The sequence below is a fragment of the Tabrizicola soli genome, from assembly GCF_015999335.1.
GTDB lineage: Bacteria > Pseudomonadota > Alphaproteobacteria > Rhodobacterales > Rhodobacteraceae > Tabrizicola > Tabrizicola soli.
The window spans coordinates 1-19,787 of the sequence record NZ_JAEACP010000013.1; the positions used below are offsets into that span (position 1 = coordinate 1).

The window sequence follows — 19,787 nt, forward strand, 5'->3', positions numbered from 1 at the left end:
GGCCGGCTGAAGGACTGGAGACGCGTTGCCACCCGATACGACAGATGCCCGGAAACCTTCTTCTCCGCTATCGCCCTCGCAGCAACCGTCATGTTCTGGCTCTGAAACTCAATGAGTCTGGAGCCTAGGGCAGTCGCATCATGGCCAAGCTCTATTTCCACTATTCGACGATGAATGCGGGGAAATCGACCTCGCTCCTGCAGGCCTCGCACAACTACCGCGAAGGGGGGATGCAGACCTATCTGATCACCGCGCAGTTCGACAACCGCGCCGGCGAGGGCCGGATCGCCAGCCGCATCGGCATCGGCGAGCCCGCGGATACCTTCGCGCCCGGAGAGGACCTCTTCGCCAAGCTGCAGGCGCGCTTTGCGCAAGGGCCCGTCGCCTGCGTCTTCATCGACGAGGCGCAGTTCCTGACCAAGGAGCAGGTCTGGCAACTGGCCCGCGCGGTCGACGATCTGGGCGTGCCGGTGATGTGCTACGGGCTGCGCGTCGATTTCCAGGGCAACCTCTTTCCCGGCTCGGCCGCGCTGCTGGCCTGGGCGGACGAGATGCGCGAGGTGCGCACGATCTGCCGTTGCGGCAAGAAGGCCACCATGGTCATCCGCCGCGGCCCCGACGGCCGCGCGCTGAAAGAGGGCGAGCAGGTGGTGATCGGCGGGAACGAGACCTATGTCTCGCTCTGCCGCCGCCACTGGCGCGAGGCGGTGGGCGACTGAGCCGTGGAGGGCCGCGCGATCAGCACCCCGGCCAGCGCGATCAGCGACATTCCGGCGACGGCAAGCCAGCTCAGCACCTCGCCCCAGATCACGAAGCCCCAGGCGGCCGAGGCGGGCAGGATGACATATTCGAAGACCGCGACCTTCGAGGCGTCGGCGATCTGGTAGGCCCGCACGATCATCCCCACGCCCAGAAGCGAGCCCGCGGCCTGAACGAAGGTCCACCAGAGGAAGCTGCCCGTGGGCCAGACCGGCCCGCGCTGGAGAAAGCCCTCCGCTCCCTCGGGCACCGGCAGGGGAAACAGGGTCAGCACGGCCATGCCGATCACGCCGAAGACGCCCAGCATCGCGAAGAAGCCCGCGACCAGCACCTCGGCGCTTTCGCCCTTGCACCATTCGCGCGTGGCGATATTGCCCAGCGCATAAAGCGCGCCCGAGATCACCGGCAGCAGCGCGGCGAAAGTGGCGCCCGACAGCGCCTCGGGCCCCAGGACCATGACCACGCCGCCGAAGCCCACCAGCACCGCCAGGACCTGCAGCGCCGAGATCGACTGGCCATAGGCGAACCGCTGGATCAGCAGGACGAAGATCGGCGCCGTGAACAGCCCCGCCGCGACCTGGGCCACCGGCAGGAAGGCCAGCGCGCCGAAATAGATCACCATGGCCGAGCCGTGGATCATCGACCGCGCCAGCACCCGGCCAAAGCGCCGGGGCCGCAAGCGCAGCCCCAGGGGAACCGTCAGCACGGCGAGGATTGCGAAGGCCATCGCCGTCCGGGTGGCATGGAACTGCCACAGCCCGCCATCCCGGGCGATGACGCGGACGTAATTGTCGGTAAAGGCAATGACCACCGCATAGATCAGCACGGCGCCAAGCGCGGCCAGGGTCCGGTTCGGGGTATCGCTCATTCTTGCCATCCGTTCTGCCTTTGCCGGTTTGCCCCGCCCGGCCGCGCTCTGCCCGCCTGATCGCGACGCCCGGCACACGCTTCGGGTCGCGGAAGGGCCAGCATTGTGAAGCACGGCGGCAGGCGGTAAGGTCGCGCGAAACAGGCAGAGACCGGGGCCCGATGACGGCGCTGAAGAAGTATCAGAGGCTGGAATGCTCGGGCCTGTGGCGCGAGAACCCGCAAGACCAGCGCCGCGAGGTCCTCGTCCGCTTCGGCGAGGCGACGCTGATCCTCTCCGACCCGAAAAGCGGCGAGGCGCTGAGCCATTGGTCCCTTCCGGCGGTCGAGCGGATCAATCGCGGCGAGGAGCCGCCGGTTTTCGCCCCCGGTTCGGAATCGACCGAAAGCCTGGAGCTGGACGATCCCGACATGATCGCCGCGCTGGAGGCGGTGCGGGCCGCCGTGAAGGCCGCGATCCCGCGTCCCGGCCGGCTGCGCGGGCTGATGCTGGGCGGGACGGCGGCGGGGGTGGTCGCGCTGGCGCTGTTCTGGTTGCCTGGCGCGCTGGTGCGGCACACCGCCTCGGTCGTGCCGCCGGCGCAACGGGCCGAGATCGGCCAGCGCGTGCTGGACGACCTGGTCCGGGTGACGGGCGCGCCCTGCGACAACCAGCTGGGACTGCAGGCGCTGGCGGGGCTGTCCGAACGGGTGTTCGGCCCCGTCGACACCCCGATCCTCTATGTCCTGCCCGAGGGCGTGGATGCGCCGCTGCACCTGCCCGGCGACGTGATCGTCCTGCCCCGCCGCCTGATCGAGCAGTCGAACGGGCCCGAGGCCGTCGCCGGCGCCGCCCTGATGGAGCGGCTGCGCTCGCAGAGCTCCGACCCGATGCTGCCGCTCCTGGAACATGCGGGCCTGCGCGCGACCTTCCAGCTTCTCACCACGGCGGAACTGCCGGATACGGCGCTGGCGGGCTATGGCGAGGCCGCCCTGCGCCAGCCCCCGCTGCCGCTGGCCGACGCCGCCGCCCTCGCCGCCTTCGAGACCGCGCAGGTCCCGGCCTCGCCTTACGCGGTGGCAGTGGACCCCGATGGATCGGTCACGGGCGGCCTGGTGGAGAACGACCCCTACAAGGGCCTCGCCCCCTCGCCGCTGATCCCCGACGAATCCTGGGTCGCCCTGCAAGGCATCTGCAGCGCCTAGGACTTGCCGGGTCCGGTCTTGCCCGAGGGCGGATTGCCGCAAAGCGGCTGCCCCTGCCGCGTGACGCGGGGAAGCCAGAGCACCTGTCCCGCTCCGCCCGCCCGGATGAAGATGCAGCCCTTGCTGTCGACATATTGCTGCCCGGCATAGGCCTTTGGCGGCAGCTCGGCCGGACGGACCGGCTCTCCGGCAAGGGCGGGGGTAGCAAGCGCCAGCATCAGGAGCGCCGCCCGCATCACTTGGTCCCGAACATCCGGTCGCCGGCGTCGCCGAGGCCCGGCACGATATAGCCGTGGTCGTTCAGATGGCTGTCCACCGCCGCGGTGACGATCGGCACGTCCGGATGCGCCTCTTTCATCCGGGCGATCCCTTCCGGTGCGGCCAGCAGGCAGAGGAAGCGGATCTGCTTTGCCCCCGCCTTCTTCAAGAGCGAAATCGCGGCCGCGCTGGAATTCCCGGTGGCCAGCATCGGATCGACGACGATGGCGATCCGGTCCTCCATCTTCTCGGGCAGCTTGCAGTAATATTGCACCGGCTGCAGCGTCTCGGGGTCGCGGTAAAGGCCGATGAACCCCACCCGCGCCGCCGGGATCAGTTCCAGGATCCCGTCCAGAAGCCCGTTCCCCGCCCGCAGGATGCTGACGAGAGCCAGCTTCTTCCCTTCGATCACCGGGGCGTCCATCTCCTCCAGCGGGGTCTCGATCCGCCGGGTGGTCATCGGCAGCTCGCGCGTGACCTCATAGGCCAAAAGCAGGCTGATCTCGCGCAGCAGCTTGCGGAACGACGCGGTCGAGGTGTCCTTCTCGCGCATCAGGCTCAGCTTGTGCTGGACCAGGGGGTGCGACACGACGGTCAGGTGATCCAGCATTCAGGCCTCCAGCTTTTTCGCGATCTTCGCCTTGGTATCCGCATCGCAGAAGGCCGCGTCAAGCGACTGGCGCGCGATCTTCCGGAATTGCCCCTCGTCCCAGTCGAAGGCGCGGTGGAGTTCCTCGTACTCCCGGACCATGGTGGTGTGGAAGAAGGGCGGATCGTCGGTCGAGATCGTGACCTTGACGCCCCGGCGGTCCAGCGCGTCGATCGGGTGCTCGCGGAAGTCCTTGTAGATGCCCAGCGCGACGTTCGAGCCGGGGCAGACCTCCAGCACCGTGCCGCGTTCGGCCAACTCGTCCACCAGCGCCGGATCCTCGATCGCGCGGACGCCATGGCCGATCCGCTCCACCTCCAGATCTTGCAGCGCCGCCCGCACGCTCTCCGGCCCGCCCCATTCCCCGGCATGGGCGGTCAGCCGCAGCCCCGCCTCGCGTGCGCAATCGAAGGCCCAGCGAAAGTCCTTGGGCGCGCCGATCTTCTCGTCCCCCGCGATTCCGAAGCCGACGATCCAGTCGCCCGCCGTCTCGGCCGCGCAACGGGCGGTCCCCCGCGCTTTCTCGGGGCCGAAATGCCGGATGCAGGTGACGATGCCGCGCAGGGTGATGCCCATCTGCCGCTCGGCCTGATCGGCGGCCTCCTGCATGGCATGCAGGTATTCGCGCCAGGCCCCCAGATCGCGTCCGCCACAGAAGTCGGGCGAGACGAAGGTCTCGGAATAGACCACGCCACTCGCCGCCGATTCCTCCAGAACGGCCAGCGCCAGGCGCTGGTAGTCCCCGGGCGTCCGCAAGGCGGAGGTCGCCGCCTCATAGACCTTCAGGAAGTCCCGGAAGTCCCGGTAGCGATAGTTCCCGCGCTCGTCGAAGATGCCGGATATGTCCAGATGCTTTTCCTTCGCCAGCCCCCGAATGAAGGTCGGCGGCGCCGCTCCCTCCAGATGCAGGTGCAGCTCGACCTTGGGCAATCCGCTCACGAAACGCCTCTCCTTCCTCTTGGCCAAAATACTCCGGGGTCCGGGGCAGCGCCCCGGGGGCCCGTCACAGGAAACTCCGCCCCGGCCCCTGCGCCGCCACCCCCAGATGCGCCGCGACACTCGCGCCGATGTCGGCGAAGCCGCAGAGGCCCGCGTCCCGCGCCCCGACACCCCAGCCCACCACCGGCACGCGCTCTCGCGTGTGTTCGGTCCCGCGCCAGGTCGGGTCGTTGCCATGGTCGGCGGTGAAGATCGCCAGGTCTCCGGGGCGGAGCTGGGCGAAGAACCGGGGAAGACCCGCGTCGAACCATTCCAGCGCGCGGGCATAGCCCGAGACGTCGCGGGGATGGCCATAAAGCGTGTCGAACTCGACAAAGTTCGCAAAGGTCAAGGACCCGTCTTCCGCCTCACTTCCCAAGCGCGCCAGATGTTCGAAAAGATCAAAGTCGCTTTTACCCTTCCACAGCTTCCCGACGCCCCGCATCGAGAAGATGTCGCCGATCTTGCCGATCCCATGCGTCGCCCGCCCGGCCTCCACCACCCAGTCCAGCAGTGTCGGCGCGGGCGGTTCGATGGCGAAGTCCTTGCGGTTCGCCGTGCGCCGGAAATCGCCGCAGGAGCCGGTGAAGGGCCGTGCGATCACCCGGCCGACCTTGCGGGCATGCAGGCCGGGCGCAAGGTCGTGGCAAAGCTGCAAAAGCCGCTCCAGCCCGAAGGCCTCTTCATGCGCGGCGATCTGGAACACGCTGTCGGCACTGGTGTAGCAGATCGGCCAGCCGGTGCGCAGATGCTCCTCGCAATGTTCGGCGATGATCGGCACGCCCGAGGCGTGGCAGTTGCCGAGAATTCCCCCGGTCCCGGCCAGGCGGCAGACCTCGGCCACCAGATCCTCGGGAAAGGCGGGGACGGTATCGGGGAAATAGGTCCAGTCCCAGGGCACCGGCACCCCCGCGAGTTCCCAATGACCGGAGGGCGTGTCCTTGCCCTTCGACACCTCTGTCGCCGCGCCCCAGAGCCCCTCGGGCAGAGCCGAAAGTCCCGGCGTGGCGGCGCCTGAGGCCAGCCGGATCGCCGCGCCAAGGCCGAGACGGTCGAGGTTCGGCATCCGGAGGGGTCCGCTGCGCCCCCCTTCGGCCCGGCCCGCAGCGCAGGCCTGTGCGATATGGCCCAAGGTGTTCGCGCCTTCATCGCCGAAATCCGCCGCATCCGGCGCGCCGCCGCAGCCCACGGAATCCAGCACGATCAGGAAGGCGCGCGGCATCAGGCGATCCTCTTCTGGATCAGGGCGGGTTCTTCAGGCAGGTCCGCGGCGATCCGGTAGGCGGCCTGCACCGCCCGCACCGCCGCCCGCGCGGCCTCTTCCGTGGCGGCATGGACCATCGCCAACGGCACGCCCGCGCCGGTCTCCTCGCCGATGCCGGCCAGGTCCGACAGGCCGACCGAGGGGTTCACCTTGTCCCCCTCCCGCAGCCGGCCGCCGCCTAGATGCACGACGGCATGGCCCAGCGCCTCGCCGTCGATGGCGGCGACATAGCCGTCGGCCGGGGCCGGAACCTCGCGCATCACCGGGGCCGACGGCAGGCGGTCGGGCCAGCGGTCCACGAAATCCGAAGGTCCGCCCTGCGCTGCGACCATCTGCCCGAAGATCTCGGCCGCCTGCCCGGAATGCAGCGCCTCGGCGATGCGGCCTTCGCCGTCCTTGGGATCGGCGGCCAGGCCCGCCAGCGCCAGAGCCTCGCCGCCCAAGGCTACCGTCAGATCCCAGAGCGCGGTGTTGACCGAAGTGCCGGTCAGCGTCTCCATCACCTCGATCACCTCCAGCGCGTTGCCCGCCGCCGTGGCGAGCGGTTGCGACATGTCGGTGATCAGCGCGGTGGTCATGCAGCCCGCCCCCTGCGCGGTTGACACCAGCGACCGCGCGAGGGCCTCGGCCTGCCCGGCCGTCTTCATGAAGGCGCCCGAGCCGCATTTGACATCGAGGACAAGGGCCTCGAGCCCCGCCGCCAGTTTCTTGGACAGGATCGAGGCGGTGATCAGCTCGATCGACTCGACCGTGCCGGAGATGTCGCGGATCGCATAAAGCCGCCTGTCCGCCGGGGCGAGGTCGGCAGAGGCGGCGACGATGGCGCATTTCACGCTGTCGATCTGCGCCCGCAGCGCCTCCTCGCCGAGCCCGGTCCGGAAACCGGGGATCGCCTCCAGCTTGTCCAGCGTGCCCCCGGTATGGCCCAGCCCCCGGCCCGAGATCATCGGCACATAGGCCCCGCAGGCCGCCAGCGCCGGGGCGAGAAGGAGCGAGGTGCAATCGCCGATCCCGCCGGTGGAATGCTTGTCCACCACCGGGCCGGGCAGGTCCCAGGCCAGGACCTTGCCGCTGTCACGCATCCCCCGCGTCAGGGCCACGCGGCCCTCCTCGGACAGGCCCCTGAGCAGCACCGCCATCGCGAAGGCCCCCGCCTGCGCATCCGTCACCACGCCCGAGGCAAGGCCCGCCGCAAACCAGCGCAGGTCCTCGGCCGGGGGCTGGCCGCCATCGCGGATCGTCGCGATGATCGTGCGGGCGTCGGTCATGTCCGCTCCATATGCGCGGCGGTGAAGACGCCGGGCAGGAGTTCGGCCACGGTCATCACCTTCTGCTTGCCGTCGGTGGTGCAGAGCGTGACTTTCACCTCCTGCCCGGCGAATTCCGCGATCTTCTGCCGGCAGCCGCCGCAGGGGGGGACGGGATCGGGGCTGTCGGCGATGACCAGAACCTCGGCGATGCGGCTGTCCCCGGCGGCGATCATCGCGGCGATGGCCCCGGCCTCGGCGCAGGTGCCTTCGGGATAGGCCACGTTCTCGACGTTGCAGCCGACATGCACCGCGCCGGAAGTGCTGCGCAGCGCGGCCCCGACCTTGAACCGCGAATAGGGCGCATAGGCCCGTTCCCGCACCCGTGTCGCCGCCTCGAGAAGCGTCATCGCAGTCTCCTTGACCATCCGGTCAGAGTGTGTGCCGAAGCTGCGTGTTCCGCAAGCGGGGGAAACCTCCTCGAGCACTTCGTGCACTCGTCGGGAAGCGGCGAGGAGTGCACGAAGTGCTCGACGAGCGACCCGCCTTAACGCACCGCAACCCGCGTCGGCGGATTGCCGGGCAGCGTGACCTCCAGCAGTTCGAGGTCGGAGGTGGCGTCGCTGTAGCGCGTGGCCATCCCCGGCGGAACGACGAAGGCGTCGCCCGGCGACAGGCGGTAAGGTTCCTTCCCCTCGCCCTCAAGCGTCATGTTGCCGGACATGACGAAGGTGAAGAGGATGTCGCCGTCATGCACCGTCCAGGGGGCCGGGCCGGTGGGCCGCGCCACCATCACCGAGGCCACGCCACGGGTGTTCTCGTCGATCGTGGTGTCGCGCGCCTCGAAGCCCGGGATGCGGAAGGGCCTGAACACCCCCTCCTTGCCGATGTCGTGGACGAAGCGTTGCCCCTCCCATTCCCGCTCGGGGCGGTAATGCGGGGTGGGGAGCGTCATCTCGTGGTCGATCTCGGTCACATGCTCGGCCGGGACGCCGATCTCGACCACCTGGACGCCTTCGGAGTGCAGGACCCTGTGGCGGATCCCCGGCGGCTGGATGAAGCAGTCGCCGGCATGGATGCGGCGGACGTCGCCCTGATCCTCGTAAAGCACGTCCACCCAGCCCGCGACGCAGAAGATCAGCTGGAAGCCGACCTTGTGGAAATGCACCATGTCCGGCACCGGCCCGTCCGGCACGCGGATATGGCTGGCGATCATCGCGCCTCCGAGGCGGCTGGGGATCAGGTCGCGGTATTCCATCCCCGCGCGCCCGATCACCCAGGGGGCCTGGTCGGCCAGGCGGCGGACGACGAAGGCATGTTCGGTGGCCGGGGTCACGACCGGCGGGTTCAGCTCGTCGATCTCGACCCGCGTGCCGTTCGGGGCGGTCAGCAGCTTCGCGCCGCCGGCGAAACCGGGATCATCGGTCAGGATGCGCAGGGTTCCCGGCCCCTCGGGCGCGCCCTTCTGGATCCGGAGTCGCAGGCCATGACCCGACAGGACCGCGACCTCGGGGTTGTCGGCGGGAAAGATCATGTCCAGCCGCATTCCCAGCGTCTTCGTGTAGAAGGGCAGGTCGTCGCGCAGCTCGCTCGTCGGCAAGCGGATTTCGGCGCGTGTTTCCGTCATGGCATTCCCCGTGCTATGGCGGCATCGTGAGTGGGTCGCAGGCGATTTGCAAGCAGGCCCGAAAACGGTTTCAAGCAATGCCGGATTGGCAGGCGGCCGGAACTGGTTCAACGTTGAACCATTCGGCAGGAGGGGTTGATGGACGAGGCACGGCACGACAACGCACGCCAGGCGGCGCTGGATTACCACGAGTTCCCGAAGCCCGGGAAACTGGAGATCCGGGCGACCAAGCCCCTTGCCAACGGCCGCGACCTGGCCCGCGCCTATTCGCCCGGCGTCGCGGAAGCCTGCCTCGAGATCAAGGCCGACCCCGCCACCGCCAGCCGCTATACCGCCAAGGGCAACCTTGTCGCGGTGATCACGAACGGGACGGCCGTCCTTGGCCTGGGCAACATCGGCGCGCTCGCCTCGAAGCCGGTGATGGAGGGCAAGGCGGTCCTCTTCAAGAAATTCGCCAACATCGACTGCTTCGACATCGAGGTGAACGAACCCGACCCGGTGAAACTGGCCGAGATCGTCTGCGCGCTGGAGCCCAGCTTCGGCGCGGTGAACCTCGAGGACATCAAGGCCCCCGACTGCTTCATCGTCGAGAAACTGTGCCGCGAGCGGATGAACATCCCCGTCTTCCACGACGACCAGCACGGCACCGCCATCGTCGTCGGCGCGGCGGCGACCAATGCGATGATCGTCGCGGGCAAGACCTTCGAGGAGATCAGGGTCGTCTCGACCGGCGGCGGCGCGGCGGGGATCGCCTGCCTGGAGATGCTGGTGAAGCTGGGCGTGAAGCGCGAGAACATCTGGCTCTGCGACCTGGAGGGTCTCGTCTATCACGGCCGGGCCGAGCAGATGACCGAGCAGAAGGCCGCCTTCGCGCAAGGCCACAAGCCCGGCACGCTGGCCGAGGTGATTGCGGGGGCGGACATGTTCCTCGGCCTCTCCGGTCCGGGCGTGCTGACGCAGGACATGGTCCGCGCCATGGCCCCGAACCCGATCATCTTCGCGCTTGCCAACCCCTCGCCCGAGATCCTGCCCTCCGACGCGCGCGAGGTCGCTCCCGGCGCGATCATCGCCACCGGGCGCAGCGATTTCCCGAATCAGGTCAACAACGTCCTCTGCTTCCCCTTCATCTTCCGGGGCGCGCTGGACGTCGGCGCGACGACGATCAACGCCGCGATGGAACTGGCCTGCATCGAGGGCATCGCCGCCCTGGCCCGTACCACCACCAGCGCCGAGGCCGCCGCCGCCTACCGGGGCGAGACCATGACCTTCGGCCCGGATTACCTGATCCCGAAGCCCTTCGATCCCCGCCTGATCGGGGTCGTAGCCAGTTCCGTGGCCCGCGCGGCCATGGAGACCGGCGTCGCCACCCGCCCGATCGCCGATCTCGACGCCTACAAGCGCAAGCTGGACGGGTCGGTGTTCAAGTCCGCCCTGCTGATGCGCCCGGTGTTCGAGGCTGCCCGCACCGCCACCCGCCGCATCGTCTTTGCCGAGGGTGAGGATGAGCGTGTCCTGCGCACCGCCAACGCGATGCTGGAGGAGACGACCGACCTTCCGATCCTGATCGGCCGCCCCGAGGTGGTCGAGGCGCGCTGCGAGCGCTACGGCCTGCCGATCCGGCCCGGCCGCGACTTCCATCTGGTGAACCCGGAAAACGACCATCGCTACCGCGACTACTGGGGCACCTATCACGAGTTGATGGCCCGGCGCGGTGTCACGCCCGATACCGCCCGTGCTGTGATGCGCACCAACACCACCGCCATCGCCGCGATCATGGTGCACCGCGAAGAAGCCGACAGCATGATCTGCGGCACCTTCGGCCAGTTCAACTGGCACCTCGGCTATGTCCGCCAGATCCTGGCGCGGGGCGGGCGGCACCCCGTCGCCGCGCTGTCGCTGATGATCCTGGAGGACGGTCCCCTCTTCATCGCCGACACCCATGTCCATCCCGAACCCAGCCCGCAGCAGATCATGGAGACCGTGATCGGCGCCGCCCGCCACGTCCGCCGCTTCGGCCTGACGCCGAAGATCGCGCTTTGCACCCAGTCGCAGTTCGGCAACATGGACACCACCACCGCCCGGCGGATGCGCGATGCGCTGGAAATGCTGGACTCCCGCGAGCCCGATTTCGCCTATGAGGGCGAGATGAACATCGACGCCGCCCTCGATCAGTCGATCCGCGACCGCCTCCTGCCCAACTCGCGCTATGAAGGGGCGGCGAACGTGCTGGTCTTCGCCTCCTCCGAGGTGGCTTCGGGCGTCCGCAACATCCTGAAGGTCAAGACCGGCGGACTCGAGGTCGGGCCGATCCTGGTGGGCATGGGCAACAGGGCGCACGTGGTGACGCCCGCGATCACCGCGCGGGGGTTGCTGAACATGTCGGCCATCGCAGGAACGCCCGTCGCGCATTACGGGTAAGCCTCCTCGTTCGACTCGTCTCCTCGTCGGTCCCGGCGAGGAGTGACGAAGTCATCGACGAGCGGTTCGAATCGACCGCGCCGAAAACGCGCAAGGCTTTGCAAAACCCGGGCGCATGGGGCAGAGGCCTTGCCTGCCGGCCATGATTTGCAAAACCGGCCGGCCGCGAAAGGCAAATTCTGCAAACAAGTCGCAGCCTGTTCCCGGTAACAGCGTTGCGCAATGGGCATCCCATGGCATACCACCATCCCCAGGCGGCATCAGCGGGGGGAGATCGCGATGGGCTACGCACAGATCTACAAATCCTGGGCCGAAGATCCCGAGGGGTTCTGGCTCTCGGCGGCTGGCGGCATCGACTGGGTCACGAAACCCGGCCGCGCGCTGGATGACAGCCGTGCGCCCTTGTACGAATGGTTCACCGATGCGCGCGTCAACACCTGCTGGAACGCCGTCGACCGCCATGTGATCGCAGGCCGCGGCAAGCAGCCCGCCATCATCCACGACAGCCCCGTCACCGGCACCAAGCATGTCATCACCTATGCCGAACTGCAGGACCGTGTCGCCCGCCTTGCCGGGGCGCTGCGGGCCAAGGGCGTGGATAAGGGCGACCGCGTCATCATCTACATGCCGATGGTCCCCGAGGCTCTGGAGGCGATGCTGGCCTGCGGCCGGATCGGCGCGATCCACTCGGTCGTCTTCGGCGGCTTCGCGGCTGCGGAACTGGCGGTCAGGATCGACGACTGCACCCCGAAGGCGATCATCGCGGCCTCCTGCGGGATCGAGCCTGCCCGTGTCGTGCACTACAAGCCCCTGCTGGATGCGGCCATCGACCAGGCGACCCACAAGCCCGATTTCTGCGTGATCTTCCAGCGCGAGCAGGAGGTGGCAAGGCTGACCCCCGGCCGCGATGTCGCCTGGCACGAGTTCCAGTACGGCGTCACCCCCGCCGAATGTGTCCCGGTCGAGGGCAATCACCCGGCCTATATCCTCTATACCTCGGGCACGACCGGCGCGCCGAAGGGCGTGGTGCGCCCGACCGCCGGGCATCTGGTGGCGCTGAACTGGACCATGCGCGCGATCTACAACGTCGGGGCGGGCGATGTGTTCTGGGCGGCCTCGGACGTGGGCTGGGTCGTCGGCCACAGCTACATCTGCTACGCCCCCCTGATCGCCGGTTGCACCACCGTCGTCTACGAGGGCAAGCCGGTCGGCACCCCCGACGCCGCCGCCTTCTGGCGCGTGATCAACGAATATGGCGTAAAAAGCTTCTTCACCGCCCCGACCGCGCTCCGCGCCATCAAGCGCGAGGATCCCGAGGGCAAGCTGGTCCCCCCGCTTCCCAGTCTGCAGGCGCTGTTCCTGGCCGGCGAGCGCGCCGATCCGGACACGATCGAATGGGCCGCCAGGCATCTGGGCGTGCCCGTCATCGACCACTGGTGGCAGACCGAGACCGGCTATGCCATCGCCGCGAACCCCTTCGGGATCGAGCATCTGCCGGTCAAGATCGGCAGCCCCTCGGTCGCCATGCCCGGCTATGACGTGCAGGTGCTGGACGAGGGCGGCCATCCGGTCAGCGCGGGCACGCTGGGCGCCATCGCGATCAAGCTGCCGCTTCCCCCCGGCACACTGCCGACCCTGTGGAACGCCGAGGAGCGGTTCCTGAAATCCTACCTCAACCACTTCCCCGGCTATTACGAGACGGGGGATGCGGGCTACGTCGATGCCGAAGGCTATCTCTACATCATGGCCCGCACCGATGACGTGATCAACGTCGCCGGGCACCGCCTGTCGACCGGCGCGATGGAGGAAGTGCTGGCCAGCCACAAGGATGTCGCCGAATGCGCGGTCATCGGGGTGGCGGACGAACTCAAGGGCCAGTCGCCGCTGGGATTCCTCTGCCTGAACAAGGGCGCGACCCGGCCGCATGACGAGGTGGTCAAGGAATGCGTGCAACTGGTCCGCGACAAGATCGGCCCGGTCGCCGACTTCAAGCGCGCCGTGGTGGTCGAGCGGCTGCCCAAGACCCGCTCGGGCAAGATCCTGCGCGCGACCATGGTCAAGATCGCCGACAGCCAGCCCTGGAAGATGCCGGCCACCATCGACGACCCCGCCATCCTGGACGAGATCGCCGAGGCGCTGCGCAGCCTGGGCCTGGCGCGGGGCTGAACCGGCTGGACAATCGCTGCATTTTGCGCCAGATCTTTGCATTATGCAAAGATCTGCGCTTCCCGGCCGTTTCGACCGCGACCGCTTCCGCCGCCTGATCGAACTGGTCGGACCCGGAATGGTGCCGGTACTTCTGGCCCAGCTTGCCGCCGACCTTGGGAATTGCGACAGTCGGCTGTCCCAGGGAACGGCGACGGGCGACTGGGCACTCCTGCGCGAGACCTCGCATGACCTGGTGGCGCTGGCCGGCTCTTGCGGGGCGCTGGCGCTGCAGGATCTGGCCCAGGACCTGAATGCCGCCACCCATGCCCGGGACCCGGCCACGACGCGGCGGCTTGTCCCCGCCATCGCGGCAGAACTGGCCGCGCTTCTTGCCCTGATCCGGGCCACCCCGCCTGAAGGACCTCTGCCATGGTAAGGCAATCTCCCACCCTGCCGCCGCCGATCCTGCTGGTGGAAGACACGATCTCGCTGCAGATCGTCTATCGCGCGATCCTGGAATCCGCCGGCCACACGGTCACGGTCGCCGCCAATGCCGCCGAGGCCCGGGCGCATTTTCAGGAGCACGGCCCCGCTGTCGTCCTGCTGGACCTTGTCCTGCCGGACCGCGACGGGCTGGAGCTGATGCAGGAGTTCCTCGCCCTCGCCCCCGAGACCGGGTTCATCGCGATCACGGCGAACAACTCGGCCGACCGCGCGGTCGAGGCGATGCGGGCGGGAGCGCACGACTATCTGGTCAAGCCGATCGACGAGGCGCGCCTGCTGGACGCGGTCCGCAATGCCCTGGCCGAAAAGCGCCCGCGTCGCGCCGCGCCGCCGGTGCATGTGCCCGACCGCGGCAGCGCCCCGGTGGAGACCTCGGGCTTCATCGGCTCCTCCGAATCGATGCGACGGATCCACGGCACCATCGGCTCGGTCGCGCGGTCGATGGCCACGGTCTTCATCACCGGCGAAAGCGGCACCGGCAAGGAACTCTGCGCGCTGGCGGTCCATGCCCATTCCGCCCGGGCGCAAGGGCCGTTCATCGCGCTGAACTGCGGCGCGATCCCGCAGGACCTGCTGGAAAGCGAGGTCTTCGGCCATATGAAGGGCAGTTTCACCGGCGCGATTTCCGACAAGCCCGGCGCGGCGGCGGCGGCTGACGGCGGAACGCTGTTCCTGGACGAGATCTGCGAGATGGCCCCGGCGCTGCAGACCAAGCTCCTGCGCTTCCTGCAGACCTCGACCGTCCAGCCCGTGGGCGCGACGCGGCCGCGCAAGGTCAACGTCCGCATCGTCTGCGCCACCAACCGCGACCCCCTGGAAGCCGTCCGCCGCGGCCAGTTCCGCGAGGACCTCTATTACCGCCTCTATGTCGTCCCGATCCACATGCCTCCCCTGCGCGAGCGCGGCGAGGATGTGATCGAAATCGCCGAGGCCGCCCTCATCCGCTTTGCCGAGGAGGAGGGCCGCCGCTTCCAGGGCCTCTCGCCGGAGGTGCAGGCCCAGCTCATGCGCCTTCCCTGGCCCGGCAACGTGCGCCAGCTTCTGAACGTGATCCGCAACGTCGTGGTGCTGAACCCCGGGGGGCTGGTGACGCCCGAGATGCTGCCGCCGGGCCTGACCCTGGACGAGGCCGCCGAACCGCAGGACGCCGAAGAAGGCGTCACCGCCGACGGCCTGCCGCTTGACGGGCTGGTCGGTCTCAGCCTGGCCGAGGCCGAGCGGCGGCTGATCGAGGCGACGCTGGCGCGGCATGGCGGCTCGATCCCCAGGGCTGCGCGGGTGCTGGAGGTCTCGCCCTCGACGCTCTACCGCAAGCTCGACGGCTGGAAAGCGCGCGCCGGGTGACGCCTGGCTGCGGAATTCGAAGAATTCCGGACCGGAAATCGTTCGATTTCCGGCGCCCGGTTCAGGTGAACTGCTCGCCGATCAGCCGTTCTTCCAGCCCGTGCCCGGGATCGAACAGCAGGCGGTGGGTGATCTGCGGCTCGGAGCGGACCTCGACGCTCGTCACGTCGCGGACCGAGGACCGGCTGTCGGCATCCGCCATCACCGGCCGTTTCTCGCCCTCGACCACCTCGAAGCGCACCACCGCCGTCGACGGCAAGAGCGCCCCGCGCCAGCGCCGGGGACGGAAGGCCGACATCGCCGTCAGCGCCAGCACGTCCGAGCCGACCGGCAGGATCGGCCCGTGCGCCGAATAGTTGTAGGCCGTGGAGCCTGCCGGCGTCGCCACCAGCGCGCCGTCGCAGACCAGCTCTTCCAGCCGCACCCTTCCGTCGACCAGCACCCGCAGCTTTGCCGCCTGCGGCCCCTGGCGCAGAAGCGAGACCTCGTTGATCGCCAGGGCCTCGGTCACCCGGCCCTTCACGTTCTCGGCCCGCATCGCCAGCGGATGGATCACCGTCTCCTCGGCGGCACGCAGCCGGTCGGGCAGGGTTTCCTCGGCATAGGCATTCATCAGGAAACCGATCGTGCCGCAGTTCATGCCATAGACCGGCAACCGGCGGCCATGCGCCGCGTGCAGGGTCTGCAGCATGAACCCGTCGCCCCCGAGCGCAACCACCACCTCGGCTTGACGGGTGTCGGCCTGCCCGTAGCGCGCGATCAGCGAGGCCTGCGCCGCGAGTGCCGCCGGGGCCTTGCTGGCCGTGAACCTGATGCGCACCCGATACCCTCCTGCCCGGCCCTCCGGACAGTCTTGGCCGCGCGGGACGCGGAACTCAAGCCCCGGCCCCGCTTTCGCCGGGCAAGATAATTTCGCTACCGACGCAGTTCATGTCGGATTCTTGCCTTTCCGGACCAGTCAGCCTGCTCTAAACAGCACCGACCAACTCTCAACCCAGAGGACATGACGATGAACGCACCCCACCGCGACACCGGCTTCTTCACCGAGCCCCTGTCCTCGCGCGACCCCGAGCTTTTCGGCGCCGTCACGAAGGAGCTTGGCCGCCAGCGCCACGAGATCGAACTGATCGCCTCGGAGAACATCGTCTCGCGCGCCGTGATGGAGGCGCAGGGCTCGGTCATGACCAACAAATATGCCGAGGGCTATCCCGGCAAGCGCTATTACGGCGGCTGCCAGTATGTCGACATCGCCGAGAACCTGGCGATCGACCGGGCCTGCAAGCTGTTCAACTGCGCATTCGCGAACGTCCAGCCGAACTCGGGCAGCCAGGCCAACCAGGGCGTGTTCCAGGCGCTGTTGAAGCCGGGCGACACCATCCTCGGCATGAGCCTAGATGCCGGCGGCCACCTGACCCATGGCGCGGCGCCGAACCAGTCGGGCAAATGGTTCCACGCGGTGCAGTATGGCGTGCGCAAGCAGGACCTGACGCTGAACTACGACCAGTTGCAGGAGCTGGCGACCGAGCACAAGCCGAAGCTGATCATCGCCGGCGGCTCGGCCATCCCCCGGATCATCGACTTCGCGAAGATGCGCGAGATCGCCGATTCCGTCGGCGCCTACCTCCTGGTGGACATGGCGCATTTCGCGGGCCTCGTGGCCGCGGGTCTCTACCCCTCGCCCTTCCCCCATGCCCATGTCGCGACCACCACCACGCACAAGACGCTGCGCGGCCCGCGGGGCGGCATGATCCTGACGAACGACGAGGAAATCGCGAAGAAGGTCAACTCGGCGATCTTCCCCGGCATCCAGGGCGGTCCCCTGATGCATGTGATCGCGGCGAAGGCCGTGGCCTTCGGCGAGGCGCTGCAGCCGGGCTTCAAGACCTACCAGGAGCAGGTCGTCACCAATGCCAAGGCACTGGCGGACGAGCTGATGAAGGGCGGGCTCGACATCGTGACCGGCGGGACCGATACCCACCTGATGCTGGTCGACCTGCGCCCCAAGGGCGTGAAGGGCAACGCGACCGAAAAGGCGCTTGGCCGCGCCCATATCACCTGCAACAAGAACGGCATTCCCTTCGATACGGAAAAGCCGACCATCACCTCGGGCGTCCGCCTGGGCACCCCGGCCGGCACGACGCGCGGCTTCGGTGAGGCCGAGTTCCGCCAGATCGCCCGCTGGATCATCGAGGTCGTCGACGGCCTGGCCGCCAATGGCGAGGACGGCAATGCCGAGGTCGAGGCCAAGGTCCGCGCCGAGGTCGAGGCGCTTTGCGCCCGCTTCCCGATCTACCCGGACCTCTGATGCCGCGATCCGCGGATCGCGACGCCTCCACCGCCCCCGGACCAAGGGGGCGGTGGCTCTTCTGGCTGCTGGCGGGTCTGGCCCTGATTCTGGCCTCGGGTGTCTGGGCCGGCGGGCTGTTCGGCCTTGCGGCACAGGTTCTCGCCATACGCGCGCTGCCACCGGATCGAATCGATGGTCTGGACCTCGGTGCCTATCAGGTCGTGATCGAGGCCCGGCCCATCGAAGGCCTGACCGACAACACCTCGGGCCTGACCTACAGCCCGGCGACCGGCACCCTGTTCACGGCGATCAACCACCCCCCCGCCCTGGCCGAGCTGTCGACCGACGGCCGGGTGCTGCGCCATATCGACCTTGTCGGCGCGCGCGACGTCGAGGGCATCACCCATGTCGATGGCGATCGCTTCATCATCGTCGACGAAGGCAAGAGCCGCCTGAACTGGATCTCCATCACCCCCGCGACCACCGCGATCGATCTGGAGAACAGCCCTTTCATCACGCTTGACCTCGGCACGGTGTCGAACATGGGCTTCGAGGGCATCTCATGGGACCAGCGCAGGCAGGAACTGGTCGTGGTGCAAGAGATGCTGCCGGTCCGTGTCCTTGTGGTCGGCGGGCTCGACCGGGCCGTGCGGGGACAGGGGCTGGGGATCGAGTTGCGGGAGTGGCGGCCCGAAGGCTGGGCCGGGCATGGCGTATCCGACCTGTCATCGGTCACCGTGCATGACCTGACGGGGAACATGGTCCTGCTCAGCGATATGTCCTCGATCCTGATCGAATACAGCGCGGCGGGGCAGCCGCTCAGCCTCCTCGCGCTCTGGGCGGGACGGCACGGGCTGCGGGACGGAGTGCCCCAGGCCGAGGGCGTGGCGCTTGCCCCCGACGGGGCCGTCTACATCGTCTCCGAGCCGAATCTGTTCTACCGCTTCGACCATCCCGCAAGCGCGGTCCGGGACTGAGGCTGGACGGTCGCGGCGCCAGGATCCGCGAGCGGCTACAGGAATCCGCGCCAGGACAGCAGGGCGATGATCCCGAGGGTCAGGAACATCAGGCCATAGCCGATGAAGCCCAGCATGCCGGCAATCGCGTCCCGCCGCCGCGTGGCCGGGTCGATCCTGGTCAGATGCCGCACACAGGTGTCATAGGCATCCGCCACTGCACCCATGTCGATCTGGCCCAGGAGCTTGGGGTTCCGCGCCCGTTCCGCCGCCGCCGCCAGAACCTCGGCACCCTCGCGCACCTTGCGCGGCAGAAGCCGCCGGCCGCGCCGCAGCTTGGACGGCAGGTCGCGTCCGCCCAGGCCCAGCCTCTCCTCCAGAAGCTGCGCCACCCGATCCGCCATCTGCTGGATCGCCATCGCACTCATCCCGCACCCTTTCCCAGGCTCCGGTGCAACCTAGGGCGAAGACACCGAGGGTTCAACCGCTCTGGCCATGCGCTGGCCGCGCGGATAGACAGGCAACATGCTTGCGACGATCCGACATCCCGCCGCCGCCACCCCCAGCGCACCGACCCTGGTGGTCGCGCACGGGCTTTACGGTTCGGCCCGGAACTGGGGCGTCATCTGCCGGCGCCTTTCGGACCGGCGCGATGTGGTGGCGGTGGACATGCGCAACCATGGCGACAGCCCCCGGATGCCGCGGCACCGTTACCCGGAAATGGCCGCCGACCTGGCCGAGGTGATCGAAAGCCTGGGCGCGCCCGTGGACCTCATGGGCCACTCCATGGGCGGCAAGGCCGCGATGCAGCTGGCGCTGACCCGTCCCGCGCTGATCCGCCGCCTGATCGTCGCGGATATCGCCCCGGTCGCCTATGACCACGACCAGGCCCGGCATGCCGAGGCGATGCAGGCCGTGGACCTGAGCCTGATCACCACCCGGGCCGAGGCCGACGCCGCCCTGGCGGAGCGCGTGCCTGATCCGGCCCTGCGCGCCTTCTTCCTGCAATCGCTGGACCTTCGCAGCAAGCCCCCGCGCTGGAAGCTGAACCTGGAGGTGCTGGCTTCCGAGATGCCGCATGTGATCGGGTGGCCGGGCATCGAGGGCAGGTTCGAGGGACCGGCGCTGTTCCTGACCGGGGCCGAAAGCCACTACGTCCGTCCCGAACACCGCGATACGATCCGGACCCTGTTCCCGAAGGCGCGCTTCGCCAGGATACCCGGCGCAGGACACTGGCTGCATGCCGAGAAACCGCGCGAGTTCGAGGAGACGGTCCGCGTGTTCCTGGAGGCGTGA

Annotated in this window: 19 protein-coding genes and 1 pseudogene; 10 read left to right on the plus strand and 10 right to left on the minus strand. The window is 68.6% G+C overall.

What is annotated here, in order from left to right:
* Positions 1-105, plus strand: a pseudogene (locus I7S92_RS13045) (IS5/IS1182 family transposase); the annotation flags it as partial.
* A 35-nt stretch (positions 106-140) separates the two neighbouring features.
* On the plus strand, positions 141-719 hold the full coding sequence (locus tag I7S92_RS13050) for a thymidine kinase (protein WP_197645005.1): 579 nt from the start codon (positions 141-143) through the stop codon (positions 717-719).
* Here I7S92_RS13050 and I7S92_RS13055 read toward each other — a convergent pair.
* Positions 671-1,627 carry a DMT family transporter gene (locus I7S92_RS13055; protein WP_197645008.1) on the minus strand — a complete coding sequence of 319 codons (957 nt, stop codon included), beginning with the start codon at positions 1,625-1,627 and terminating at the stop codon, positions 671-673. The genes I7S92_RS13050 and I7S92_RS13055 overlap by 49 nt on opposite strands.
* A gap of 161 nt (positions 1,628-1,788) precedes the next feature.
* On the opposite strand from I7S92_RS13055, the gene I7S92_RS13060 reads away from it, so the two are divergent.
* Positions 1,789-2,811: a hypothetical protein gene (locus tag I7S92_RS13060; protein WP_197645011.1), complete on the plus strand. Its 1,023-nt coding sequence runs from the start codon at positions 1,789-1,791 to the stop codon at positions 2,809-2,811.
* Here I7S92_RS13060 and I7S92_RS13065 read toward each other — a convergent pair.
* The 7 genes from I7S92_RS13065 to I7S92_RS13095 form a co-directional block, all read right to left on the minus strand.
* Positions 2,808-3,047, minus strand: a complete 240-nt coding sequence (locus I7S92_RS13065; protein ID WP_197645014.1) for a hypothetical protein — start codon at positions 3,045-3,047, stop codon at positions 2,808-2,810. The genes I7S92_RS13060 and I7S92_RS13065 overlap by 4 nt on opposite strands.
* Complete coding sequence (gene upp, locus I7S92_RS13070) at positions 3,047-3,679, minus strand: uracil phosphoribosyltransferase (protein ID WP_197645017.1); 633 nt, start codon at positions 3,677-3,679, stop codon at positions 3,047-3,049. Before upp ends, I7S92_RS13065 begins: the two co-directional genes overlap by 1 nt.
* A complete protein-coding gene (locus tag I7S92_RS13075) occupies positions 3,680-4,657 on the minus strand; it encodes an adenosine deaminase (RefSeq protein ID WP_197645020.1) in 978 nt (325 codons plus the stop codon).
* 64 nt (positions 4,658-4,721) lie between these two features.
* Complete coding sequence (locus I7S92_RS13080; RefSeq protein WP_197645023.1) at positions 4,722-5,918, minus strand: phosphopentomutase; 1,197 nt, start codon at positions 5,916-5,918, stop codon at positions 4,722-4,724.
* Positions 5,918-7,228 carry a thymidine phosphorylase gene (locus tag I7S92_RS13085; RefSeq protein WP_197645026.1) on the minus strand — a complete coding sequence of 437 codons (1,311 nt, stop codon included), beginning with the start codon at positions 7,226-7,228 and terminating at the stop codon, positions 5,918-5,920. Before I7S92_RS13085 ends, I7S92_RS13080 begins: the two co-directional genes overlap by 1 nt.
* Complete coding sequence (locus I7S92_RS13090; protein WP_197645041.1) at positions 7,225-7,635, minus strand: cytidine deaminase; 411 nt, start codon at positions 7,633-7,635, stop codon at positions 7,225-7,227. Before I7S92_RS13090 ends, I7S92_RS13085 begins: the two co-directional genes overlap by 4 nt.
* A gap of 119 nt (positions 7,636-7,754) precedes the next feature.
* Entirely contained in the window at positions 7,755-8,834 is a 1,080-nt protein-coding gene (locus I7S92_RS13095; protein WP_197645044.1) for a cupin domain-containing protein, read from the minus strand.
* Between the two features lie 138 nt (positions 8,835-8,972).
* Between I7S92_RS13095 and I7S92_RS13100 the strand changes: the two genes are divergently transcribed.
* From I7S92_RS13100 to I7S92_RS13115, 4 genes are all read left to right on the plus strand, one after another.
* Positions 8,973-11,252 (plus strand): NADP-dependent malic enzyme, encoded by a 2,280-nt coding sequence (locus tag I7S92_RS13100; RefSeq protein ID WP_197645046.1) that lies wholly within the window; start codon positions 8,973-8,975, stop codon positions 11,250-11,252.
* Between the two features lie 279 nt (positions 11,253-11,531).
* Complete coding sequence (locus tag I7S92_RS13105; protein ID WP_197645048.1) at positions 11,532-13,418, plus strand: propionyl-CoA synthetase; 1,887 nt, start codon at positions 11,532-11,534, stop codon at positions 13,416-13,418.
* Between the two features lie 43 nt (positions 13,419-13,461).
* Positions 13,462-13,836 carry a hypothetical protein gene (locus I7S92_RS13110; protein ID WP_197645050.1) on the plus strand — a complete coding sequence of 125 codons (375 nt, stop codon included), beginning with the start codon at positions 13,462-13,464 and terminating at the stop codon, positions 13,834-13,836.
* Entirely contained in the window at positions 13,830-15,248 is a 1,419-nt protein-coding gene (locus I7S92_RS13115; RefSeq protein ID WP_197645051.1) for a sigma-54-dependent transcriptional regulator, read from the plus strand. Before I7S92_RS13110 ends, I7S92_RS13115 begins: the two co-directional genes overlap by 7 nt.
* Before the next feature lie 61 nt (positions 15,249-15,309).
* Here the strand turns inward: I7S92_RS13115 and I7S92_RS13120 are convergent, their stop codons facing one another.
* Positions 15,310-16,068, minus strand: a complete 759-nt coding sequence (locus tag I7S92_RS13120) for an NAD kinase (protein ID WP_197645052.1) — start codon at positions 16,066-16,068, stop codon at positions 15,310-15,312.
* 189 nt (positions 16,069-16,257) lie between these two features.
* Here I7S92_RS13120 and glyA point away from each other — a divergent pair, with 189 nt between their 5' ends.
* Together glyA and I7S92_RS13130 are read left to right on the plus strand one after the other, a co-directional pair.
* Positions 16,258-17,553: a serine hydroxymethyltransferase gene (gene glyA / locus I7S92_RS13125; RefSeq protein ID WP_197645053.1), complete on the plus strand. Its 1,296-nt coding sequence runs from the start codon at positions 16,258-16,260 to the stop codon at positions 17,551-17,553.
* Positions 17,553-18,512, plus strand: coding sequence for an SdiA-regulated domain-containing protein (locus I7S92_RS13130; RefSeq protein WP_197645054.1), 960 nt, complete (start codon positions 17,553-17,555; stop codon positions 18,510-18,512). The genes glyA and I7S92_RS13130 overlap by 1 nt, the downstream gene beginning before the upstream one ends.
* A 35-nt stretch (positions 18,513-18,547) precedes the next feature.
* Here I7S92_RS13130 and I7S92_RS13135 read toward each other — a convergent pair whose 3' ends face one another.
* Complete coding sequence (locus I7S92_RS13135; protein WP_197645055.1) at positions 18,548-18,910, minus strand: hypothetical protein; 363 nt, start codon at positions 18,908-18,910, stop codon at positions 18,548-18,550.
* A 106-nt stretch (positions 18,911-19,016) separates the two neighbouring features.
* Here I7S92_RS13135 and I7S92_RS13140 point away from each other — a divergent pair, with 106 nt between their 5' ends.
* Positions 19,017-19,787 (plus strand): alpha/beta fold hydrolase, encoded by a 771-nt coding sequence (locus I7S92_RS13140; protein ID WP_197645057.1) that lies wholly within the window; start codon positions 19,017-19,019, stop codon positions 19,785-19,787.